We start from the raw sequence: 21,650 nt of genomic DNA on the forward strand, positions 1-21,650 counted from the left end.
GGTGCAAAAAAGCCGCGTTCATCGCGGCTTTTTTTGGCCTCAGGAAACCGCTGCCGGCGGTTTCGGTTCGACGCTTTTCAGCCCAGGCTTCTGAAACGGGTACAAGTGCTGGCGCAGGATACCGCCCGGCAAGTCCTTGCCAAAAACCCCGTAGCGCGTCGGCCACTCCTTGGGTGGCAACTTGAAGGTGCCAAACAGCATATCCACCAGCGGCGTATGGATCGCATAGTTCTTGTAGATGTAATCCTTGTGCCGGGCATGATGCCAATGGTGATAGCGCGGCAGGACCAGCACATAATTCAGCCAGCCGCCGTTGATCCGTACATTGGCGTGGGCCAGCACGGCCTGCACCCCGACCAGAATCACGTAGGCGTTCAACGCCTGGGGTGCAAAACCCAGCAGCATCAAAGGCACCAGCACGCCGGTGCGGGTGAGCAGAATCTCGATGAAGTGGACACGCGAGCCGGCGAGCCAATCCATGTGCGTGCTTGAGTGATGTACGGCATGCATGCGCCATAACCACGGCACGACGTGATACAGCCGATGCAGCCAGTACTGACCGAGGTCGGCTACCAGTACCGCCAGTAAGAACTGCACAACGATCGGCAGGCTTTGTACGCTGGCCTGCAAATCCGTCGACACGGCCCAACCAGCCATAAAGCTCGACGAGGCAGTGATGAAAATCAGGATGAACTGCACCAGCATATGACTGACAAAAAAGTAGGTCAGGTCAGTTCGCCAGTGCGGACGCAGAATGTTTTGCTCAGGGTCCTTGGAATAGAGTTTTTCCAGGGGGATAAAGACGATGGCCGACACCAGCAGAGCCAGGACGAACCAGTCCAGCCCCAGCGAGTACGGTGTCTGCCCAATCGAGCTGATCTGCACATTGGTGCCGCCGAGAAACACCGCCAGCCCCGAGGCGACAAGTCCGGTGATCCCCAAGCGCTTTCGCTTGTTGAGCAGGATATTCAGGGTGCCCAGGCTGAAAGACAGTACCAGCCCAAGCAATAGCGTGGTGCGCGCAAACTGCTCGTCGTACACCTTGCGCAGTTCGGCGGTGGTCAGCCATTCGGGAAAGAGAAAGCAGAAGACCGCCAGCAGGCTCAATAGCCCGAGCGTGGCTGAGATGTAGCCACTGACCCGCCCTTCACCAAACTTGAAGGGTGCATTGCCATGCTGCTGAAAATAGGACTTGAGTCTTTCCATTACTGATCTTCCATGATTCCGAAAACAAACTTGCAGTGAGTCGAGTCATTGCGACGCTGCAGTGACGCAGCCAGAAACAGAAAAGCCACTCATGGTGGCTTTTCTGCAGGTTATTGCTTGGGCGGTAGAGCGGGTTTGGGCGGTTCGCCCGGCTTCGGCACCGGGTTATCAAACAGATTCAAACGCTCACGAAGTTCGTGTGCCGGCAGCGGCTCTTTATCCGCCGGCAATGCGTTCGGATCGGCTGGCGGCGCCGGCACTTCGCCCGGACCACCCTGCCCTTGCGTCGGCGCTGGCGCCGGTTCGGCACCTTGTTCGCCTTCGATGGCGCGCTGGGCTTTCTTGGTGAGCACCACGATGTCGATCCGGCGGTTGACCGGGTTGAACGGGTTCTCCCGATCGAACAGTGCCGATGAGGCATAACCCACGACGCGCGCCACCTGTGAATCTGGGTAACTGCCGGCGACCAATGCACGACGAGCCGCGTTGGCGCGGTTGGCCGAGAGTTCCCAGTTACCGAAATCGCCGGTGCCCGAGTACGGCTTGGCATCGGTGTGGCCGCTGATGCTGATTTTGTTCGGCACCGCTTTGATGGTGTCGGCCATGGCCAGCAGAATGTCTTCGAAGTATGGCTTCAGACGCGCACTGCCGGAGTCGAACATCGGGCGGTTTTCAGCGTCCATGATCTGGATGCGCAGACCGTCCTGGGTGATCTCGAAGAGGATCTGGTCCTTGAATTTCTGCAATTGCGGGTTTTCATTGACCTTGTTCTGCAACTCTTGCAGCAACAACTCCAGGCGTTCCTTCTCGACCTGCTCGGCCATGCCTTCAACCTGCTCGGCGTCGATGGTCACCTTGTCTGGCTGCGGCTGAGATTTCACCTCCGGGTTGAGGGTGTTCTCCGGCGCCAGAGTCGGTGTGCCGCCCAGGTCGATGATGTACGGCGTACCGCTTTCGGAAAACCCGACCGGGTCCTTGAAGTAACCGGCGATGGCGATCTTCTGTTCAGGCGTCGCGGTGGACAGCAGCCACAACACCAGGAAGAACGCCATCATCGCCGTCGCGAAGTCCGCGAAGGCGATTTTCCAGGCGCCCCCGTGATGCCCTCCGGCGATGCGCTTGATGCGCTTGATGATTATCGGCTGGTTATTTTCCATGACTTAACGACCGCGAACCGCTTGTTCCAGCTCAGCGAAGCTAGGACGGTGCGCCGGGTACAGAACCTTGCGACCGAACTCCACCGCCAGCGACGGCGGCATCCCGGAAGCCGAAGCCACCAGCGAAGCCTTGATGGCTTCGTAGGTGTTCAGTTCTTCCTTGGCATCGTGAGCCAGAGAGTGGGCCAGCGGGCCAAAGAAACCGTAGGCCGCGAGAATACCGAAGAAGGTACCGACCAGTGCCGCCCCCACGTGCAGACCGATGGACTTCTGGTCGCCTTCGCCCAGGGATGCCATGGTCACCACGATCCCCAATACCGCCGCGACGATACCGAAACCGGGCATGGCGTCGGCGATGCCATTCACCGCGTGGGACGGGTGCTCGAGGTCTTCCTTGAGGCTGTAGAGTTCCATGTCGAACAGGCCTTCCAGCTCATGGGGAGCCATGTTGCCGGAGGACATGATGCGCAGGTAATCGCAGATGAACGCGGTCATGCGTTCGTCTTTGAGCACCGCCGGGTACTTGGCGAAGATCGGGCTCGCGGCGGCATCTTCGATGTCGCCTTCGATCGCCATCATGCCTTCGCGACGGCTCTTGTTGAGGATCTCGTAAATCAGCCCCAGCACTTCCAGGTAGAAGGTGTGGTTGAAACGCGAACTGAACATGCCCAAGGACTTCTTGAGCACGTGCATTGTCATGTGGCCGGGGTTGGCCTGCAGGAAGGCGCCAAGGGCCGCGCCGCCGATAATCATCACCTCGAAAGGCTGGATGAGAGCGGCAATCTTGCCGTGGGAAAGCACGTATCCGCCGAGCACGCTCGCGAATACGACGATGATGCCGATAATTTTAGCCATAGGTAGGAGAGCACTTACTGAGTCGGGTTCAAGGTCATATTCGGAAGTTAAAAAATCTCTTCTTCTACTTATCGGCAAAACTGCGCCAGACTATAGCCAGTTAAGGCGAAAAGCTAATTTGACCCGTTCAGGGCATAGGTAAAGCAGACGATGATCGCGTCCAGACATGGCTAACGAAACGAACGTCCCAACGCCAAAACCAACCACGCTTGAAAGCTGGGTCAAGCTTCTCGATGGCGTACGCCTGCCGGTTCCGCAAACCAGCCACGACCGGGTCTGCAAAGCCATCCGCGATAACCGCAGCTCGCTGCGTGACATCGCTGAACTGATGCAGGAAAGCCCGGCCCTGGCGTTGAGCGTGATTCGCGAAGCCAACCGTCACACCCATGGCAGCATGACCGAGCCTGCTGAAAACCTTGAGGTGGCGATCAATCGCCTCGGTTTGAAACGCACCGAAGAACTGCTCGACCGCCTGCCCGCCGAACCCCAATTGCAAATCCCCGTCGCCCTGCGCCAGCTTCAACTGATCAGCCAGCACGCCACTCAACAGGCCAACGGTTTTTTTGCCAGTCGCCTGGCGCGACTGTGGCAGGACATCCACTGGGGCAGCCTGCTGTTTCTCTCGCCACTCTGGCCCATGGCGCTGACCCATCCGCAGTTGCTTGAAGAGTGGGAGTTGCGGGTTATCCATAAAGGCGAGTCGGCACGCAAAGTCGAAAAGCAATTGTTCGGCGTGCGCCTGCTGGAAATCTGTCTGGCGCTGGTGGACGTCTGGCGCCTGCCGATCTGGGTGCAGCAAGGTTATCGGCTGCTGCGCAGCGAGCAACGTGAGCTGGTGAAAGTCCTGCGCATCGCACGTGACAGCGACCACCCATTGCGCCAACAGAACCGCCTGGATGACGACCCGACGTTGCGCCGCTGGCTCAATCAGCCCGCCAATACCGTGCTGCTGGCCAACGGTCTGGCGCTGGCGGCACAACAGGCCTGGGACAGCCCCCATTGCGAGCGCTGGCAGTACCTGACCAGCCTTTACCTGCAAATGCCGATGGATGAGGTGCAACAACAATTGCACCAGCAGGCCGCCAACAGCGCTCGCCAACACGCCATGCCAGACCTCTGGCACCCGGCCGAATCGCTGATCTGGCCACCGGGCGCGCACCGCGTGCATGCCGGTTTGTTGCCCGCACCGGCGCCGACCGCCGAAGACCTGGCGAAGTGGCGCAAGCAATGCGCCGAATTGCTGGTGGAGCCGAGCCGCTTTACCAATGCCATGCACTTGACCACATCGGCCCGGGACGCTCTGGTGGCGTGTGGCATGCGCCGGGTGATGATTCTGATGGCCGACCGCACGCACGCCAATTTGCGTGTGCACCAGACCGCCGGGCTACCCAAGGAAGTGGCCGGCCTGAACCTGGTGGTCAGCCAGAGCACCGTGCTGCAACGCCTGCTCGCGCAACAGGCCCAGGTGCGCCTGACGCCGGCCAACAACGCACAATTTTCGGCCCTGCTGCCAGCCAGCTTGCGTAACCAATTCAGTGGCGAACACCTGCTGCTGCGCTCACTGGTCAACAACGGCCGGGGGATCATGATCGTGGTAGCGGATCAGGGCGGCGGACCGTTCTCGGAAATCACCGTGCAAGCGTTCGGCAAAACCGCTCAATGCATCGAAAAGGCCCTGCACAGCTTTAGCCACCGATAGGGCCGTGTAGCGACTGCCGAAGGCTGCGTTCGCCGTAGCAGCTGTCGAGCTTGCGAGGCTGCGTTCGGCTGCGTAGCAGTCGTGAATCCGACTGACGCGGTTTGCCTGATGTACCTCAAGTTATGGTTTGACGACTGCTTCGCAGCCGAACGTAGCCTCGCAGGCTCGGCAACTGCTACGGCGAGGCATTAACCTTCAGGGGCTGTTTACAGTTATTTCCTGCCCCAAAATAACTGATAACAGGCCCTCATGACGCTGCGCTACAATCCTCCCCTTTGTGCTCTGGAGACCTCACATGTCTGACTTCTCTGGCTTGGCGCTGGTGATCGAACCGAGCGACCTGCTCCCGCGTCTCGACTCCCGCGAACTGATTCTGGTGGACCTGACCAGCAGCGCCCGCTATGCCGAAGGGCATATCCCCGGTGCACGCTTTGTCGATCCAAAACGCACTCAGCTGGGGCAGGCACCTGCGCCTGGCCTGTTGCCGACCCACGCCGCGCTTGAAGCATTGTTCGGCGAACTGGGGCACAACCCTGATGCGGTCTATGTCGTCTATGACGATGAAGGCGGCGGTTGGGCCGGGCGTTTTATCTGGCTGCTGGATGTCATCGGCCACAGCAAGTATCACTATGTCGACGGCGGCCTGCCGGCCTGGCTGGCAGAAGGTTTGCCCATGTCGATCCAGATCCCGCCGGCAGTCGGCGGCCCGGTCGCCCTGACCCTGCACGACGAACCTGTCGCCACCCGCGAATACCTGCAAAGCCGCCTCGGCGCCGCTGACCTGGCGATCTGGGACGCACGTGGCCCGCAGGAATACTCCGGCGAGAAAGTGTTGGCGGCCAAGGGCGGGCACATCCCCGGCGCGGTCAATTTCGAATGGACCGCCGGCATGGATCAGGCGCGCAACCTGCGTATCCGCACCGACATGCCGAAAATCCTGGAACAACTCGGCATTACCAAAGACAAAGAAGTCATTACCCACTGCCAGACACACCATCGTTCTGGCTTCACCTATCTGGTGGCCAAGGCGCTCGGTTATCCGCGGGTCAAAGGCTACGCCGGCTCCTGGGGCGAATGGGGCAACCACCCTGACACGCCCGTAGAGATTTAAGTTTTTCAAGGACAGTTAATGAATAAGCGTTTGTTTATCCTCAGCCAATACCTGCTGCCCCATCACTTGCTCTCGCGACTGGCCGGCTGCATTGCCGAATGCCGCGTGCGCTGGTTCAAGAACGCCTTTACCGCCTGGTTCGCCAAGCGTTATCAAGTGGACATGTCCCAGGCGCTGGTCGAAGACCTGACGGCTTACGAGCACTTCAATGCGTTCTTTACCCGCGCCTTGAAGGACGGTGCTCGCCCGCTGGATCAAACTCCAGGCGCGATCCTCAGCCCGGCTGACGGTGCGGTCAGCCAGCTCGGCCCGATCGAACACGGTCGCGTTTTCCAGGCCAAGGGCCACAGCTTCAGCGTGCTGGAACTGCTGGGTGGCGACGCGGCCAACGCAGCGCCCTTCATGGGCGGCGATTTCGCCACCATTTATCTGTCGCCGAAAGACTACCACCGTGTGCACATGCCGCTGGCCGGCACTCTGCGCGAAATGGTCTACATCCCCGGCCGCATCTTCTCGGTCAACCAGACCACCGCTGAAAACGTTCCGGAACTGTTCGCCCGCAACGAGCGTGTAGCGTGCATTTTCGACACCGAGCGCGGCCCGATGGCCGTGGTGTTGGTGGGTGCGATGATCGTGGCGTCGATCGAAACCGTTTGGGCTGGCTTGGTCACACCGCCAAAACGCGAGCTGAAAACCTTCCGCTACGATGAAGCGGCCCGTGCGCCGATTCACTTGGAAAAAGGTGCGGAACTGGGTCGTTTCAAGCTCGGTTCTACGGCGGTCGTGCTGTTCGGACCGGATCAAGTGAAATGGGCTGAAGGGCTGGGCGCCCTTTCGCCCGTGCAGATGGGCCAGGGCATCGGCCTGCCAACCGCCTGATCCCTCGATCCGATCCCACGAACGCCTTTCGTGGGATCGGACATTTCCTCCCGTTGCGCCCCCTCCTCCAGCGTTCATAGCTGCTACAGTCAAAGTCATTCGTTGCCCATTTCCCGGTCGGAGTTTGTCCACGGCATGAATGAGACCAATCCTGCCCTGCTGCTACGCGCACCGATCCCGACGCAGTCGCGCCTGTCTTTCTGCGAAGCCACGCCACGCGACCTCAAGCGCTGGATCGCCAACCTGCCCAAAGCCAACATCGGTGAAACCGCTCGCCTGTTGTACCAAGGCTTGAATGAACTCAACCAACTGCTCACACCCAGCGACAATCGCCTGCAATTGCTCGAATTGCTGCGGCCCGAGGTGTATTACGTCTGCAAGCTCCTGGAGCGGCATTTTCTGCACCAGGCCATTGTGCTCGACGAGCGCTCGCGCAAGATTGCCAACCTTTGCCAGGCGCTGCAGAGCCACTTGGCGATCGGCTACAAGCAGATCGTCGTCCGCATTGCACCGCGTTTCAGTAAAGACCGTGCACCGCTGCTGACCCTGGCATTGCAACGTGCCGTCCATTGCTTGAACGGTACGTTGATCCGCGCCACTGAGCTCTATTGCCCGGCGCCCGAAGGGCTGTGGCTGGAACTGCATCAGCTGTACCGGATCGGCTGCGAACTTCAGCTGCAACATCAGAGCGTGCGCGATGAACTGGCCAGCCAGACGCAAAGCCTGAGTATCGAGCAGACCTACGTCGTCGCCCTCCTGCTGGGTGCTTCACGCTGCAATCAACTGCGCCAGAACCAGATAGCCCGGCTCGCCGAAGTGCTGGAACCCTGGAGCCAATGGATCAAGCTGCAACCCTTCAAACCGGACAACGGGCTGTTTGCCGTCGCCCCAGACCTCGACAGCGGCCCGCGTTATCGCGTCAAATTCCCTGCCGAACAACAGGAGCGCTTGTTGGGGATCGACCCGCAGCCCTTGGTCGCCGCCATCGAAATCCATCTGCAACAATCGGCCGACAAGGCATCGCCGCTGCCGGTTCCGACGGGGCTGAATCTGGATACGCTGCAACACCTGTATGCCGCCTGGGGCCAGGCCTCCGAGCGTGGTTTCCAGCGCACCGTCGGCCACGGCACGTTGACCCTGTGCGTGGGCATGAGCGCCCTGCACTTTTATCTCGGTGGCAAACGCCCGTTCAACGACATCCTGAAAAAACCCGGCGCCCGCCCCGCGCAGTTCTCGGCAGCCGAGCCGGCAGGACGCGCCAAGGACCAATGGAAACAGGCCTTCGACGCCGCCCCCCATGGCACGGCAGACACGCTGCTGCCCTACGAAGAGATCGAATATCCACACCTTCAGAAACATGACAACCACGAGGCGTCCGGCCAACAGCATTTCCCGACCTACGCGCTACCGGTGATCAATCACAGCCCTGGCGGTTATTGCCTGGCCTGGCCCGGCGCAGTGCCTGCCGAACTGCAGGCTGGCGAAATGGTCGGTATCGAGGATACGGCCGGTCAAGGCTGGAGCGTTGCCGTGGTGCGCTGGATCCGCCAGGTACGGGGCGGCGGCACGCAGATGGGTATCGAACACGTTGCGCCTTACGCCGAACCCTGCGGCCTGCAACTGATTCGCTCCGGCGACGAACACAGCCAGTACTTGCGCGGGCTGTTACTGCCCGCTATCAGCGCCATCGACCTGCCGGCCACCCTGCTCACGCCGCGCCTGCCGTTCCAGGAAGGTAATAAGGTGTTGATCAACACCAATGGCCAGGAACGCCCGGCCGAGCTGGAGAGACGGATGACGGGCACCAACAGCTTCAATCAGTTTGCCTACCGTTCGCTGGAAGTAGCCAGAAACGAAAACGCCGCGGAAGGCGGCGTGGTCGGGGTAGCGCAAGAGTTCGATTCGTTGTGGAAGTCGCTATAACGGCGAGTCCCAGAGGGTGCCCCTATCGCGAGCAGGCTCGCGATAGGGCTCGCCCGGACGGTCGAAAACTCAGAGCTGCCCGTCGCGATCCCGGAAGCCCAGCAGATACAGCACGCCATCCAGCCCAAGGGTGGAAATCGCCTGCTTCGCCGATTGCTTGACCAATGGTTTGGCGCGGAACGCTACGCCCAGCCCGGCAATCGCCAGCATCGGCAGGTCGTTGGCACCGTCACCGACGGCAATCGTCTGCTCCAGACGCAAACCTTCTTTATGCGCCAGTTCACGCAGCAAATCCGCCTTGCGTTGCGCATCGACAATCGGTTCGACCGCCACGCCGGTGACTTTGCCATCGACCACTTCCAGTTCGTTGGCGAACACATAGTCGATGCCCAGCTTGGCCTGCAGCTGCTTGGCGAAGTAGGTGAAGCCGCCCGACAGAATCGCGGTCTTGTAGCCCAGACGCTTGAGTTCCGCGAACAGGGTTTCGGCGCCCTCGGTCAGGCGCAGCGAAGCACCGATGGAGTCCAGCACGCTGACGTCCAGCCCTTGCAGCAAGGCCAGGCGCTCCTTGAAGCTGGCGCGGAAGTCCAGCTCGCCGGCCATCGCTCGCTCAGTGATCGCGGACACCTGGTCGCCAACGCCGGCGGCCTTGGCCAGTTCGTCGATGACCTCGGCTTCAATCAGCGTCGAGTCCATGTCGAACACCGCCAGGCGACGGTTACGGCGGAACAGCGAATCTTCCTGGAAGGCGATGTCGACGTTCAGCTCTTGCGCGACGCTGAGGAATTCAGCCCGCAGCGCTTGCGGGTCAGCCGCTTCGCCACGCACGGAAAACTCGATGCAACCCTTGCCCTTGTCGGCCGGGGTGTCCAGCGGCATGCGCCCGGACAGACGGTCGATATGGTCGATGTTCAGACCGTATTTGGCGGTAATCGAACTCACACGCTGCAATTGCTCGGCGGTCACTTTGCGGGTCAACAGGGTGACGATGTGGCGTTTCTTGCCCTGGTTGCCGACCCACTGCTGGTAATCCTCTTCGGACACCGGCGTGAAACGCACTTGTTGCTCAAGCTCATAGCCTTTGAACAGGATGTCTTTGAGCACCGAGTTGCCTTGCTCGGTGTCAGGAATTTCAACCAGGATGCCGAACGACAGGGTGTCGTGGATCACCGCCTGACCGATGTCGAGAATGTTCACACCACCCTGGGCCAGAACGCCGGTTATGGCCGCAGTCAGACCCGGACGGTCGACTCCCGTGATGTTTATCAGGACGATTTCGCGCAAGGCGCACCCCCGCAGGTGGAAAAAAACCGCATTCTACCCATTTTCAGTGACCATCGGGCACCGCGAGCGCTTTGACGGCCTAGGGCCTGTCGCTATACTGCGCGTCAACTTCACGGACAAAGAGCCGAGCTCAAGTGAACCGGCCCACGCCAGTAAAAACCGATAACTTCTTTCTGCTGATCTTCCGGGCACTGCGTCATCGCCGTGTACCGATCGCATTACGCATTGCCAGCCATAACGTGATCCTGGTCGCTCTGGCCCTGGTGATCTATGCCTGTGTGATGGGTTTGCAGTTCAAGCAGGCCATGCACGAGCAGGCGGATGCCCTGGGCGAAAGCCTGACTACCCAGACGGCTACGTCGGCCACGGAGCTGTTGGTGTCCAACGACATCCTCAGCCTGAATGTGCTGCTCAACAACCTGACCAAGAACAAGCTGGTGGCCCACGCTGCCATCTACAGCGTGGATAACCGCATCCTCGCCGAAGCCGGTCAGCGTCCCAAGCACGGCCTGCTGGGCGAAGCCGAAGGCATGTACCAGAGCAAGATCACCTTCCAGGACGTGACCGCCGGGCAACTGCGCATCAGCCTGGACATGGATCAGTTCCAGCAGCCGATGACCATCAGCCTGCAAAGCATGGGCATTCTGAGCGCGATTCTGCTGGCGCTGTCCCTGGCCTTGAGCCTGCGCCTGGGCCGCAATATCTCCACGCCGCTGCTGCAATTGCGGGTGTGGCTGCGCAATATCGACGAATACACCCCGGCCACCGAGCGTCAGGATGAAGTCGGCGATCTCGCTCGCCAGCTGCACGCCAATTTCGCGCCGGAGCCGGCCGAACCCGAGCCCGTTCCGGAGCCCGAGTTCGACGACAGCGATGACGACGAAGAGACCGATCCGGCCTTCGAAGTACGCAACCTGCGTGATCCTAGCTTCGATGAAAGCCGACCGGTGGCAGGTCTCAAGCCTGCTCCGCGACGCATTGTCAGCACGGTCGAAGACGACGAGGACGACGAAGACCCGTTTGCCGATCTGCGTGACGATTCGACAGACAGTGCGCCGAAATCCGTCGCAAAGCCGCAGGTATCGAACGTACCTCAACACAGCGCGGTATTGGCGGTGCAACTGGGCGCACAGGATCAACTCCGTCGCCTGCCCCGCGCACGTCTGGAAGAGCTGCTCAAACGCTACCGCGATTGCCTCGATCAGGCTGCGTCGCTCTACCAGAGCGAACTGCACACCCTGAACGATGGCAGCACGCTGATGCTGTTCCATACCGAAGACAGCGGCGATGACTACCTGACCAACGCCATCTGCTGCGGTGAGTTGCTGCGCGCCCTGGGTCATCAGTTGCAGATCGAAGTCGCCGACAGCGGCATCACCCTGCAATTGCAGTTGGGCCTGACCTTGGGCGACGAACTGTTCGGCTTGAGCCAGATCGACCTGCTACTGACCGAAACCGCTCAGGATGCCCTGGCCCTGTCGCAACACAGCCGCAACCTGCTGCTGGTGGAGCGCAAGATCAGCGACGACGCGCTGATTCGCCAGCGTGCGCGGATCCGCCCGATTGCAAGCCCTGAGGGTGCGTGCTGCGTAGAACGCCTGATGGAGCCTTATCCATCGATGCTGGAGCGGCAACTGGCGCGGATGCACGAACGCCGGGCATAACCCGTAACCTTGTGCCCGCTATAGAGAAGCCCGCAGATGAGTGATCGTCTGCGGGCTTTTTGTTGTCCCTTAACTCTTGTAGCAGCTGCCGAGCCTGCGAGGCTGCGTTCGGCTGCACAGCAGTCGTAAAATCAGGCGATGGGCACGGTCAGGCAAAACGCGCCAACAAGGTCTGCGAGGACTTCTTCCTCGAACACAGCCTCGCAGGCTCCGCAGCTGCTACGACCAACCCGCAAAAACAACAAAGCCCGCACAAGGCGGGCTTTGTTCTGGACTCAATCCAGGCTCAGAACCTGAACACTTCCATATCCGTACGAATCGGCGAGGCCATCGGGATCTTTGGCTGTTTCTCCGGCTCTGCTGCCGGTGCGGCCGGTTTGGCAGCCGGTTTGCGCGGTGCTTCAGCGATCGGTGGCTGGTTGGCCAGTGGCTTGAGCGCTGTGGACAGTTGCTCGGCCAGACGCTGCAGCAACACACCCTGGGCCTGAACCTGAGACGCCGTGCCGCCGGAGTGCTGCTCTTGCAGATGAATGATACGGTTATCACGCACCTGACCACGACGATCGATCAGGCGCCATTGCGCGTCCAGGATCGCCGGTTGCGACACACCCGAGTCCAGACGGGTGATGGTCAGCAGAACCTGAACATCCGGCGTGAAGCCCACTGTCGCAGGTGCCAGGACAACGCGCTGGCTGTCCAGATGACCTGCGACCTGACGCAGCAACAGCTGATCGATGTCCGACGACAGGCTGCCCGCCCAACGACCGTCGGCCGATGCTTGAAGGCTGCCATCCGGCTGACGCTGCAACAAGGTTTCACGTTGCAGGTAATCAGCAACCGTTACCGGGCCCAACAATACCGCCATGCCCGCGCTTTGCGCAGGCTGAGCCGGACTTCCGCTGTCCAGTTGATACAGCGACACCGGCTGGTGCACGCTGCAACCCGCCAGGCCAAGAACGCCAGCGAGCATCAAAATAAAAGGAAGGCGCAGAGCAGTCATCGTCCCATCCAGGTGGCTGCCACAAGGCTCACCACAGTGAAAATACTCAAAAAATATGAAGAACGCTCGGCCACGCCGGCGCTTGAAAGGCCATATCATCCGTGAATATGCGTTCCGACTCCAGCGCCAAAGCGTCGATCTACGCGTTAAATCGTAGATCGAGCGCTCTAGGACGCTTAATTGAGGTTTTCGACGAACAGCGCATCCACTCTCTGAAAACCGCGTGGCAGCTTATTACCGCGACGCCCACGCTCACCTTTGTAGTGTTCGAGGTCGTCCGCCTTCAGTGACAAGGTACGTTTGCCGGCCTGCAGCACCAAAGTGGCGCCCTCCGGCAAAACAGCGATGTCCGTGACATATTCTTCGCGACTGGCAACACGCTCACCGGGAATCCCGATGATCTTATTCCCTTTACCTTTACCTAATTGTGGCAGATCGCTGATTTTGAAGATCAGCAGGCGACCCTCGGTGGTCACTGAGGCCAGCCAGTTGTGTTCACGGTCGGCCACCGGACGCGGCAGGATGACCTTGGCGTTGTTCGGCAGGCTCAACAGGGCCTTGCCCGCCTTGTTCTTGGCTTGCAGGTCTTCGCCCTTGACCACGAAACCGTAACCGGCGTCGGACGCAATCACGTACAGCGCATCATCTTCAGGCATCAGCACGCATTCGAAGCTCGCCCCTGGTGGCGGCGTCAGACGGCCGGTCAGCGGTTCGCCCTGGCCACGGGCCGACGGCAGTGTGTGAGTTGCAACCGAATAACTGCGGCCGGTGGAGTCGATAAACACCGCAAACTGGTTGGAGCGCCCGGCCGCCGAGGTCTTGAAGCCATCCCCGGCCTTGTAGGAAAGACCGGTGGCGTCGATGTCGTGACCTTTGGCAGAGCGAACCCAGCCTTTTTCCGACAATACGACCGTCACTTTCTCGTTCGGCAGCAGATCGTGCTCGGTCATCGCCTTGGCTTCGGCGCGCTCGACGATTGGCGAACGACGGTCATCGCCATAGGTTTCGGCGTCCTTGATCAGCTCGCTGCGTACCAGTTTCTTCAGTTTGGCTTCGCTGCCCAACAGGGCTTGCAGCTTGGCCTGCTCCTTGAGCAGTTCATCCTGCTCGGCACGCAGCTTCATTTCTTCCAGTCGCGCCAACTGACGCAAGCGGGTGTCGAGAATGTAGTCGGCCTGGATTTCGCTCAGGGCATAGCGCTCGATCAGGCTGGCCTTCGGCTGCTCCTCGGTACGGATGATGTGGATCACTTCGTCCAGGTTGAGGTAGGCAATCAGCAAGCCGTCCAACAGGTGCAGACGACGCTCGACCTTGTCCAAACGGAATTGCAGGCGTCGACGCACGGTCCGCACGCGGAATTCCAGCCATTCCACCAGCAATGCGCGCAGGTTCTTGAGCTGCGGCTTGCCGTCGAGGCCAATGATGTTGATGTTGACCCGATAGCTGGATTCCAGCTCGGTGGTCGCGAACAGATGCTGCATCAGCGCTTCGTGATCGACCCGGCTGTTGACCGGAATAATCACGATGCGGCAAGGGTTCTCGTGGTCCGACTCGTCGCGCAAGTCCGCGATCTGCGGGGCTTTCGACGGTTTGGCCTGCATCATCGCGGCAATCTGCTCCAGCACTTTGGCGCCAGAGACCTGGTGCGGCAGTGCCGTCACGACGATGTCGCCGTCTTCGACGTGGTAAACAGCGCGCATGCGCACCGAACCGCGACCGGTTTCGTAGATTTTCAGCAGGTCGGCGCGCGGCGTGATGATTTCCGCTTCGGTCGGATAATCCGGGCCCTGAATGTGTTCACAGAGCTCCTCGACCGTGGCTTTCGGTTCATCCAGCAAGCGCACGCAAGCGGTCGCGACTTCGCGCAGGTTATGCGGCGGGACGTCGGTGGCCATGCCCACGGCGATACCGGTGGTGCCGTTGAGCAGAATGTTCGGCAAACGGGCCGGCAACACCAGAGGTTCTTCCAGGGTGCCGTCGAAGTTCGGGCCCCAGTCCGCGGTGCCCTGGCCCAGTTCGCTGAGCAGCACTTCGGAATAACGCGACAGCCGCGCTTCGGTGTATCGCATGGCCGCGAAGGACTTGGGATCGTCCGGCGCACCCCAGTTACCCTGGCCGTCGACCAGCGTGTAGCGGTAGCTGAACGGCTGGGCCATCAGCACCATGGCTTCATAGCACGCCGAGTCGCCGTGAGGATGGAATTTACCGAGCACGTCACCGACGGTACGCGCCGACTTCTTGTGCTTGGAATCGGCGTCCAGCCCCAACTCGCTCATCGCATAGACGATGCGTCGCTGAACCGGTTTCAGGCCGTCGCCGATATGCGGCAAGGCACGGTCCATGATCACGTACATGGAGTAGTTGAGGTAGGCATTTTCGGTGAAGTCAGCCAGTGACCGGCGTTCTACACCGTCCAGGCTGAGATCAAGGGAGTCGCTCATGCGGGCCTCATTATTTCGTGGTCTGGCGCAGCAGCATGGTGCCACCGCGCTGGGTAAATTCAAGTTTGTTCAGTGCGCTCATGCCGAGCAGCACTTGATTGCCGTGCAAACCGGGCGCCACCAGCGCGCGAACGTCACGCAGCACGATGGCGCCCAGTTGCAGCCGGTCGAGGCGGGTTCGATAGCCCTCACTCAAGCCATTGGCCGTGCTCAGGGTCACCCCGAAGCCTTTTTCCAGCTTCAATCGTTCAGCCATTTCGGCTGGGATCGACACATCGGTTGCGCCGGTATCGAGCATGAACTCCACGGGCTGGCCGTTGATCTGGCCGGTGGCGACAAAATGCCCCTGGCTGTTGCCGATCAGCTTCACCTCGATAAAACCCTGGCCCTGCTCAGAGCTGACGACGGTGTTGGGATTTTGTTGACGCTCCTCCCATTGACCGAAGAACCGCGTCGCCAGAAACAGCGCGGCGCCCCAGGCCAGCACCATCAACACCCGACCGGCGCGTTTGCCCGGCGGTTGCTGACTCATGGCTTGGCACTCCAGCCACCTTCAGGCGCGGCAAAGCGCCACACAATCGGGCGCACCTCGCCGTCGGCACGTGCACCGTTGTTGTTGTCGATACCGATCCAGGCACCGTCGACGTCGATGATCAGCGCTTCCGCCAGCCCAAAGGGCTGTGAATAACGACGATTTTCCTGCAAGGCCTCGGCGGCAAACGACCAGCAGCGCTCGACCTTGGCCGTCACCGCATCACGGCGGCAGATCTGGAAGGCATTGCGCTCAAGGGTAAACAGTTTGCCGTCAAACAATGACAGATCAGCAAAATCCCGAGGGCGCGCTCTGGCGTGGGGAAATTGCGCTGGCTGCATTTCCATCCCGCCTTCACTCAGCAGCACACAGCTACCGTCGCAGTCCCACACTGTTTGCTGGCGCTTGATCAGCAGCAAACCGCGGCGCTCACGTTCGGCGGCCAGCCACAGCGTGTCACCGGCCGGATTGATCGCCAAGCCTTCAAATAATGCATTGAAGTGCAACAACATGCCGCTCGCCCGCGCTTCGCGAACCAGCATCGGCGAGATTTTCAGCCAGGACGCAGGCCCGGTTGGCGGTACTTGCAACACCGCGGCGTGGCCTTCGCTGACGATGTAACGATTGCCCGCGCTGTCACAGGTGATGCCTTCGAAATCCAGATCCCCGCCCCGCACGAACGATGCCGCCCAAGTCCGCGCGCGCAAGCCCCAAGGCAAACCGGTGTCGGGCACCAGGGGTACGTCAATGTGCACGGTTTCGGCTTGCCAGGTGGGGTTGCGGGTGTCGAGGCGATAGATTTGATCATCGTCGCGATCCGAAACGGTCCACAGCTCCTTGCCACACTGGGCCAACCCTGACAGATTGCCGCCGCGCATGCCGTCGACGGCATGTTCGGACAACAGGCGCAGCTCTGGCGCAGGCTCGGCAGAAACCGTCACCGAAGTCAGCAGCAACGCACACGCCAGGGCCCAGCCAAAGCGCATCAGCCCAAAACCTCGGCCAGGTTGCCTTTGGATTCCAGCCAGGTCTTGCGATCGCCCGCGCGTTTTTTCGCCAGCAACATATCCATCATTTCCGAGGTTTCGGCGAAATCTTCACCCAGCGTCAGTTGCACCAGGCGCCGCGTGTTCGGGTCCATGGTGGTTTCGCGCAACTGTGGCGGGTTCATTTCACCCAGCCCCTTGAATCGGGTGACCTGCGGCTTGCCACGTTTCTTCTCGGCCACCAGGCGATCGAGGATGCCGTCGCGCTCGGCCTCGTCGAGGGCGTAGTAGATTTCTTTGCCCAGGTCGATACGGTACAGCGGCGGCATGGCGACGTAGACGTGACCGGCATCCACCAGCGGGCGGAAATGCTGGACGAACAAGGCGCAGAGCAAGGTTGCGATGTGCAGACCGTCGGAGTCGGCGTCGGCGAGGATGCAGATCTTGCCGTAACGCAACTGGCTCATGTCCGCCGCGCCCGGGTCGACACCAATCGCCACGGCGATGTTGTGCACTTCCTGGCTGGCCAGCACTTCGCTGCCGTCGACTTCCCAGGTGTTCAGGATCTTGCCGCGCAACGGCAGGATCGCCTGAAACTCTTTGTCCCGCGCCTGCTTGGCCGAACCACCGGCGGAATCACCTTCCACCAGGAACAACTCGGAACGCATCGGGTCTTGCCCGGCGCAGTCGGCGAGTTTGCCCGGCAATGCCGGCCCTTGGGTAATGCGTTTACGCTCGACCTTCTTGCTGGCCTTCAGACGACGGCCGGCGTTGTTGATCGCCAGTTCAGCCAGCAACATGCCGGTTTCCGGGTTGGCGTTGAGCCACAGGCTGAAAGCATCCTTGACCACACCGGAAACGAAGGCGGCCGCTTCACGGGAGGACAGGCGCTCCTTGGTCTGGCCGGAGAATTGCGGTTCCTGCATCTTCATCGACAGGACGAAAGCGATACGCTCCCAGACGTCTTCCGGCGCCAGCTTCACACCACGCGGCAACAGGCTGCGGAACTCGCAGAACTCGCGCATGGCGTCGAGCAAGCCCTGACGCAGACCGTTGACGTGAGTACCGCCCTGGGCTGTCGGGATCAGGTTGACGTAGCTTTCCTGAACGCTGTCGCCGCCCTCGGGCAACCACAGCAACGCCCAATCGACGGCTTCCTTGTTACCGGCCAGGCTGCCGCAGAACGGCTCGTCAGGCAGGCGTTCGAATTCGCTGACCGCGTCTACCAGGTAGGAGCGCAGGCCGTCTTCGTAATGCCATTCGACTTTCTCGCCGGTGGCCTTGTCTTCAAAACTGACCAGCAACCCTGGGCACAGAACGGCCTTGGCCTTGAGCACATGCTTGAGGCGGCTGATGGAGAATTTCGGTGAATCGAAATACTTCGGGTCCGGTGCGAAGAACACGCTGGTGCCGGTATTGCGCTTGCCGACGGTGCCGATGACTTCCAGCTCGGTTTTCTTGTAACCGTCGGCGAAGGTCATCTGGTATTCGTTGCCGTCGCGTTTTACACGCACCCGGACTTCGGTCGACAAGGCGTTGACCACGGAAATACCCACCCCGTGCAAACCGCCGGAGAACTGGTAGTTCTTGTTGGAAAACTTGCCGCCCGCATGGAGTTTGGTGAGGATCAGCTCGACGCCCGAAACACCCTCTTCCGGGTGAATGTCCACCGGCATGCCACGGCCGTCATCGCTGACTTCCAGGGAGTGATCGGCGTGCAGGATGACCTGCACCGACGTTGCATGCCCGGCCAAGGCTTCGTCGACGCTGTTGTCGATGACTTCCTGGGCGAGGTGGTTCGGCCGACTGGTGTCGGTGTACATGCCGGGGCGTTTGCGCACCGGGTCGAGGCCCGAGAGGACTTCGATGGCGTCTGCGTTATAAGAGCTAGCGCTGGGAGTGGCCATGGGGTCTCGTCGTCAGTGTTCAGTGAAAATAGGGGGCAATGATCACAGTGCTGTGAAATCGATCGCCTGATACAAATCTGCGCCGATGCCGGCAAAACTCAATATTGCCGGCAGTTGCGCGGCAAAACCCTGGAAACTATGGTCGCCGCCGGCCTGAATGCGCAAGGCACAGGCCCGGTAATATTGCTGGGCGAGGCGATAGTCCAGTGTTTCATCGCCAGTTTGCAACCATACCTGAAACCGCTGCGGATCCTGGGGCGCCGGCACTTCCAGCTCGGCCAGGGCCGTCACGTGGTCGTGGGTCATTTCCCAGGTCTCATCGGTATACAGGTTTTTCTGCGTCCCCAGAAACCCGTCGAACATCCGGTGTGGGCTGACGGCAGGGTTGATCAACAGGGCTTTCAAGCCATGGCGCTCGGCCAAGTGAGTCGCATAGTAGCCGCCGAGTGAGCTGCCGACCAGCAGTGGCCGCCCCAGCTCCACAATCGCCTGTTCCAGCTGAGCGATGGCCTCACGGGGATGGTGATGCAGGGCCGGTACACGCAACTGATCGCTCAAGCCCAGCCGTTCCATCACATTCATCAACTGACAGGCCTTTTTCGACGCCGGCGCGCTGTTAAAACCATGGATATAAAGGATCGAACCAGACATTTGAGCTCCCTGTGCGTCGGGTAAAGAAGGCGGAGTTTACAGGGACTCGGGGGGAATCGGGGACATGCGCGGGATTCATGTCGCCTGAGCGAATGCCATCGCGGGCAAGCTCGCGATGGCCACGCCTCGGCCTTTGAAAATGACAAAGAAATCAGTAGCCGTTGGAGCCGTAATCAATCTGGAAATCGAACCCGGTCACACGCTCAACGCCAGTTTCAAGCTGACCATCGGGCAACAGCCGCAACCACCGATACCCCGGCGCCTGCTCACTCACCTTGAAATCGTCGCTGCCCGGCTCGAACTGGATGCAGGTCGAGGGCGATGCGATCAGGCGAACACCGTTGCGCTCTTGATCAATCTCCTGATGAACATGCCCCCAAAGCACCGCACGCACCTGCGGAAATCGATCCAGCACCGCGAACAACGCCTCTGGATTGCGCAATCCAATGGGCTCCATCCACGCACACCCGATCGACACCGGATGATGATGGAAACACACCAGATGATGCCGCTGCGGCGCCTCGCTCAACGAGCGCACGAGCAATTGCAACTGCTCATCCTGTAAATACCCCGGCACCGAACCCGGCACCGCCGAATCGAGCAACGTCACCCGCCAGTTGCCGATGTCCACCACCGGCTCCAGCAGCGCACTTTGCACGGCGGCCTCGGCCATGATCCGCGGCTCGTCATGATTACCGGGAATCCAGCGCGCCGGGGCATCGATCTGCCGCGTCAGGTCGCGAAACAACTGGTATGACTCCAGCGTCCCGTCCTGGGACAGATCACCACTGGCGATCATCAGATCGATCCGCGGCTGCTGCTTCAATACCAGCTCGATCACCTGTTGCAGGCTGTCGCGGGTATTCATGCCCAGCAACGTCGCGTCCGCCTCGGCAAACAGATGACTGTCGGAGAGTTGCACCAGCAACGCCGGATCGGCGGTGGTCAAAGTGGATACGCTCGGCAAGGCGTTCTCCCAGGGCGTGATCACGGGATTGGAAAGTGCCGCAATTATGCTGGGGGACGATCAAAAGAGGAAACCTGTGAACCGGAAGCAGTTCACAACTACACAGCACTCTTAGCGCACAACGGCGTACTCGTGTCCGCAAGCCAGGCAATGACTCAGCCATTCCCCCAGGAACAGATTGAGTTGAGCCTTTTCGTCCGGCTGATGCATCGCGGCGTTCGGGTAAGGATAGATGCCGCGAAAGCGTCGTGCATGTTCGGCACTGATAACTTCAGCCATGCGCGCGTCGTGATACACCTGCACTTCCAGTTGCGGCACCGGCAACCAGGGCAGGCTGTGTTCCTGACGCACTTGCAGGGTGGTGGTGTATGGACAGGCTTGCAGCACTTCCAGGGCCAGCACGCCAAGCATCTGGTCACCCTGGGTCACGGCAATGCGCCGGGCCGCCGGATCGTTGCGCATGTCCGGCAACAGTCGCATCAGGCGCGCGTAGTTGGCCTCGCAGGAAGCTTGCAGCCCCACCAGATCAACCCGATAGCGATCGCGCAGCTTGTTTACGACCATAACCCCCTCACTTCCACGCGGTTCAAAGCCAGCCATTGCAAGGCAATGATGCTCGCCGCGTTGGCAATACGTCCGTCACGCACGGCTTGCAGGGCATCTTCGAAAGCCCAGACCGTGACGCGAATATCTTCTGCCTCTTCCTCCAGCCCATGCAGGCCGCCAACCCCGGCACTGTCACAACGCCCCAGATACAAATGCACAAACTCATTACTGCCACCCGGCGATGGAAAATATTTGGTCATCGGCCAGAGCGCCCCGAATACAAGTCCAGCTTCCTCCTGCGCTTCGCGGTGAGCAACTTCTTCCGGTATTTCATCCTTGTCGATCAGACCGGCGACCAGTTCGATCAGCCACGGATTGTCGATCTTGCCCATGGCGCCGACGCGAAACTGCTCGATCAGCACCACTTCGTCGCGCTGTGGATCATAAGGCAGCACACACACCGCATCGTGGCGCAAGAACACTTCACGATTGATCTCGCGACTCATGCCACCGTCGAACAATTCGTGGCGCAAGTGCACGCGGTCGAGCTTGTAGAAGCCCTCGTAGCACTTTTCACGCCGAACGATATCAACGGCGGTCGGAATGGCGTTGGCAAAATCAGTCATGACAATCCTCGTTTACTGCAAATCCGTTACGAGGCTCCTTTTGGTTACTTGCAACCTCGACTTCGCGCCATCCTAACGCGCCCGCGATGTTTGATGCAGCCCCTTTACAGTCAGCGGGATAGACGGTGAGGGCGAAACCAACTCTAATTAGCTTAGTGGCGAACTGACTGCCTCGTTGAGAGTCGAAGCGGGTAACTTTTCGCCTTCCCCTGTTTC

Annotated in this window: 18 protein-coding genes; 5 read left to right on the top strand and 13 right to left on the bottom strand. The window is 60.3% G+C overall.

The window, feature by feature from the left end; all coding sequences use genetic code 11:
* Positions 1-39: 39 nt before the first annotated feature.
* The 3 genes from JUI81_RS05540 to motA form a co-directional block, all read right to left on the bottom strand.
* Complete coding sequence (locus JUI81_RS05540) at positions 40-1,206, bottom strand: sterol desaturase family protein (protein WP_019582195.1); 1,167 nt, start codon at positions 1,204-1,206, stop codon at positions 40-42.
* 110 nt (positions 1,207-1,316) lie between these two features.
* Complete coding sequence (motB, locus tag JUI81_RS05545; protein ID WP_204123908.1) at positions 1,317-2,363, bottom strand: flagellar motor protein MotB; 1,047 nt, start codon at positions 2,361-2,363, stop codon at positions 1,317-1,319.
* A gap of 3 nt (positions 2,364-2,366) precedes the next feature.
* Positions 2,367-3,218, bottom strand: coding sequence for a flagellar motor stator protein MotA (motA, locus tag JUI81_RS05550; RefSeq protein ID WP_018928515.1), 852 nt, complete (start codon positions 3,216-3,218; stop codon positions 2,367-2,369).
* Between the two features lie 166 nt (positions 3,219-3,384).
* Here motA and JUI81_RS05555 point away from each other — a divergent pair, with 166 nt between their 5' ends.
* The 4 genes from JUI81_RS05555 (at position 3,385) to JUI81_RS05570 (ending at position 8,830) form a co-directional block, all read left to right on the top strand.
* Positions 3,385-4,917: an HDOD domain-containing protein gene (locus JUI81_RS05555; RefSeq protein WP_204123909.1), complete on the top strand. Its 1,533-nt coding sequence runs from the start codon at positions 3,385-3,387 to the stop codon at positions 4,915-4,917.
* 295 nt (positions 4,918-5,212) lie between these two features.
* Complete coding sequence (gene rhdA, locus JUI81_RS05560) at positions 5,213-6,028, top strand: thiosulfate sulfurtransferase (RefSeq protein ID WP_019582192.1); 816 nt, start codon at positions 5,213-5,215, stop codon at positions 6,026-6,028.
* Positions 6,029-6,046: 18 nt separating this feature from the next.
* A complete protein-coding gene (gene asd, locus JUI81_RS05565) occupies positions 6,047-6,907 on the top strand; it encodes an archaetidylserine decarboxylase (RefSeq protein WP_007939614.1) in 861 nt (286 codons plus the stop codon).
* Positions 6,908-7,042: 135 nt separating this feature from the next.
* On the top strand, positions 7,043-8,830 hold the full coding sequence (locus JUI81_RS05570) for a hypothetical protein (RefSeq protein WP_019582191.1): 1,788 nt from the start codon (positions 7,043-7,045) through the stop codon (positions 8,828-8,830).
* A gap of 69 nt (positions 8,831-8,899) precedes the next feature.
* Here JUI81_RS05570 and serB read toward each other — a convergent pair whose 3' ends face one another.
* Positions 8,900-10,114 (bottom strand): phosphoserine phosphatase SerB, encoded by a 1,215-nt coding sequence (gene serB, locus JUI81_RS05575; RefSeq protein ID WP_007939616.1) that lies wholly within the window; start codon positions 10,112-10,114, stop codon positions 8,900-8,902.
* Between the two features lie 134 nt (positions 10,115-10,248).
* On the opposite strand from serB, the gene JUI81_RS05580 reads away from it, so the two are divergent.
* Positions 10,249-11,778 carry an AhpA/YtjB family protein gene (locus JUI81_RS05580; protein WP_028940170.1) on the top strand — a complete coding sequence of 510 codons (1,530 nt, stop codon included), beginning with the start codon at positions 10,249-10,251 and terminating at the stop codon, positions 11,776-11,778.
* Positions 11,779-12,064: 286 nt separating this feature from the next.
* On the opposite strand, the gene JUI81_RS05585 is transcribed toward JUI81_RS05580, so the two are convergent.
* From JUI81_RS05585 to JUI81_RS05625, 9 genes are all read right to left on the bottom strand, one after another.
* Positions 12,065-12,778, bottom strand: a complete 714-nt coding sequence (locus tag JUI81_RS05585) for a membrane integrity-associated transporter subunit PqiC (RefSeq protein WP_019582189.1) — start codon at positions 12,776-12,778, stop codon at positions 12,065-12,067.
* 176 nt (positions 12,779-12,954) lie between these two features.
* On the bottom strand, positions 12,955-15,219 hold the full coding sequence (gene parC / locus JUI81_RS05590) for a DNA topoisomerase IV subunit A (protein WP_019582188.1): 2,265 nt from the start codon (positions 15,217-15,219) through the stop codon (positions 12,955-12,957).
* Between the two features lie 10 nt (positions 15,220-15,229).
* Entirely contained in the window at positions 15,230-15,751 is a 522-nt protein-coding gene (locus JUI81_RS05595; protein WP_018928522.1) for a TIGR02281 family clan AA aspartic protease, read from the bottom strand.
* Positions 15,748-16,737 carry an esterase-like activity of phytase family protein gene (locus JUI81_RS05600; RefSeq protein ID WP_019582187.1) on the bottom strand — a complete coding sequence of 330 codons (990 nt, stop codon included), beginning with the start codon at positions 16,735-16,737 and terminating at the stop codon, positions 15,748-15,750. Before JUI81_RS05600 ends, JUI81_RS05595 begins: the two co-directional genes overlap by 4 nt.
* A complete protein-coding gene (gene parE, locus JUI81_RS05605) occupies positions 16,737-18,644 on the bottom strand; it encodes a DNA topoisomerase IV subunit B (protein WP_019582186.1) in 1,908 nt (635 codons plus the stop codon). The genes JUI81_RS05600 and parE overlap by 1 nt, the downstream gene beginning before the upstream one ends.
* Before the next feature lie 42 nt (positions 18,645-18,686).
* On the bottom strand, positions 18,687-19,295 hold the full coding sequence (locus JUI81_RS05610; protein WP_018928525.1) for a YqiA/YcfP family alpha/beta fold hydrolase: 609 nt from the start codon (positions 19,293-19,295) through the stop codon (positions 18,687-18,689).
* A gap of 151 nt (positions 19,296-19,446) precedes the next feature.
* Complete coding sequence (gene cpdA / locus JUI81_RS05615; protein ID WP_204123910.1) at positions 19,447-20,262, bottom strand: 3',5'-cyclic-AMP phosphodiesterase; 816 nt, start codon at positions 20,260-20,262, stop codon at positions 19,447-19,449.
* A 111-nt stretch (positions 20,263-20,373) separates the two neighbouring features.
* The gene (locus JUI81_RS05620) at positions 20,374-20,826 is read right to left on the bottom strand and encodes a DUF1249 domain-containing protein (protein WP_007939629.1); all 453 of its coding nucleotides are present in this window, start codon (positions 20,824-20,826) and stop codon (positions 20,374-20,376) included.
* Positions 20,817-21,434 (bottom strand): NUDIX domain-containing protein, encoded by a 618-nt coding sequence (locus JUI81_RS05625; protein ID WP_204123911.1) that lies wholly within the window; start codon positions 21,432-21,434, stop codon positions 20,817-20,819. Before JUI81_RS05625 ends, JUI81_RS05620 begins: the two co-directional genes overlap by 10 nt.
* Between the last annotated feature and the right edge of the window lie 216 nt (positions 21,435-21,650).

The organism is Pseudomonas sp. 008, from assembly GCF_016861935.1.
Taxonomy (GTDB): Bacteria; Pseudomonadota; Gammaproteobacteria; order Pseudomonadales; family Pseudomonadaceae; genus Aquipseudomonas.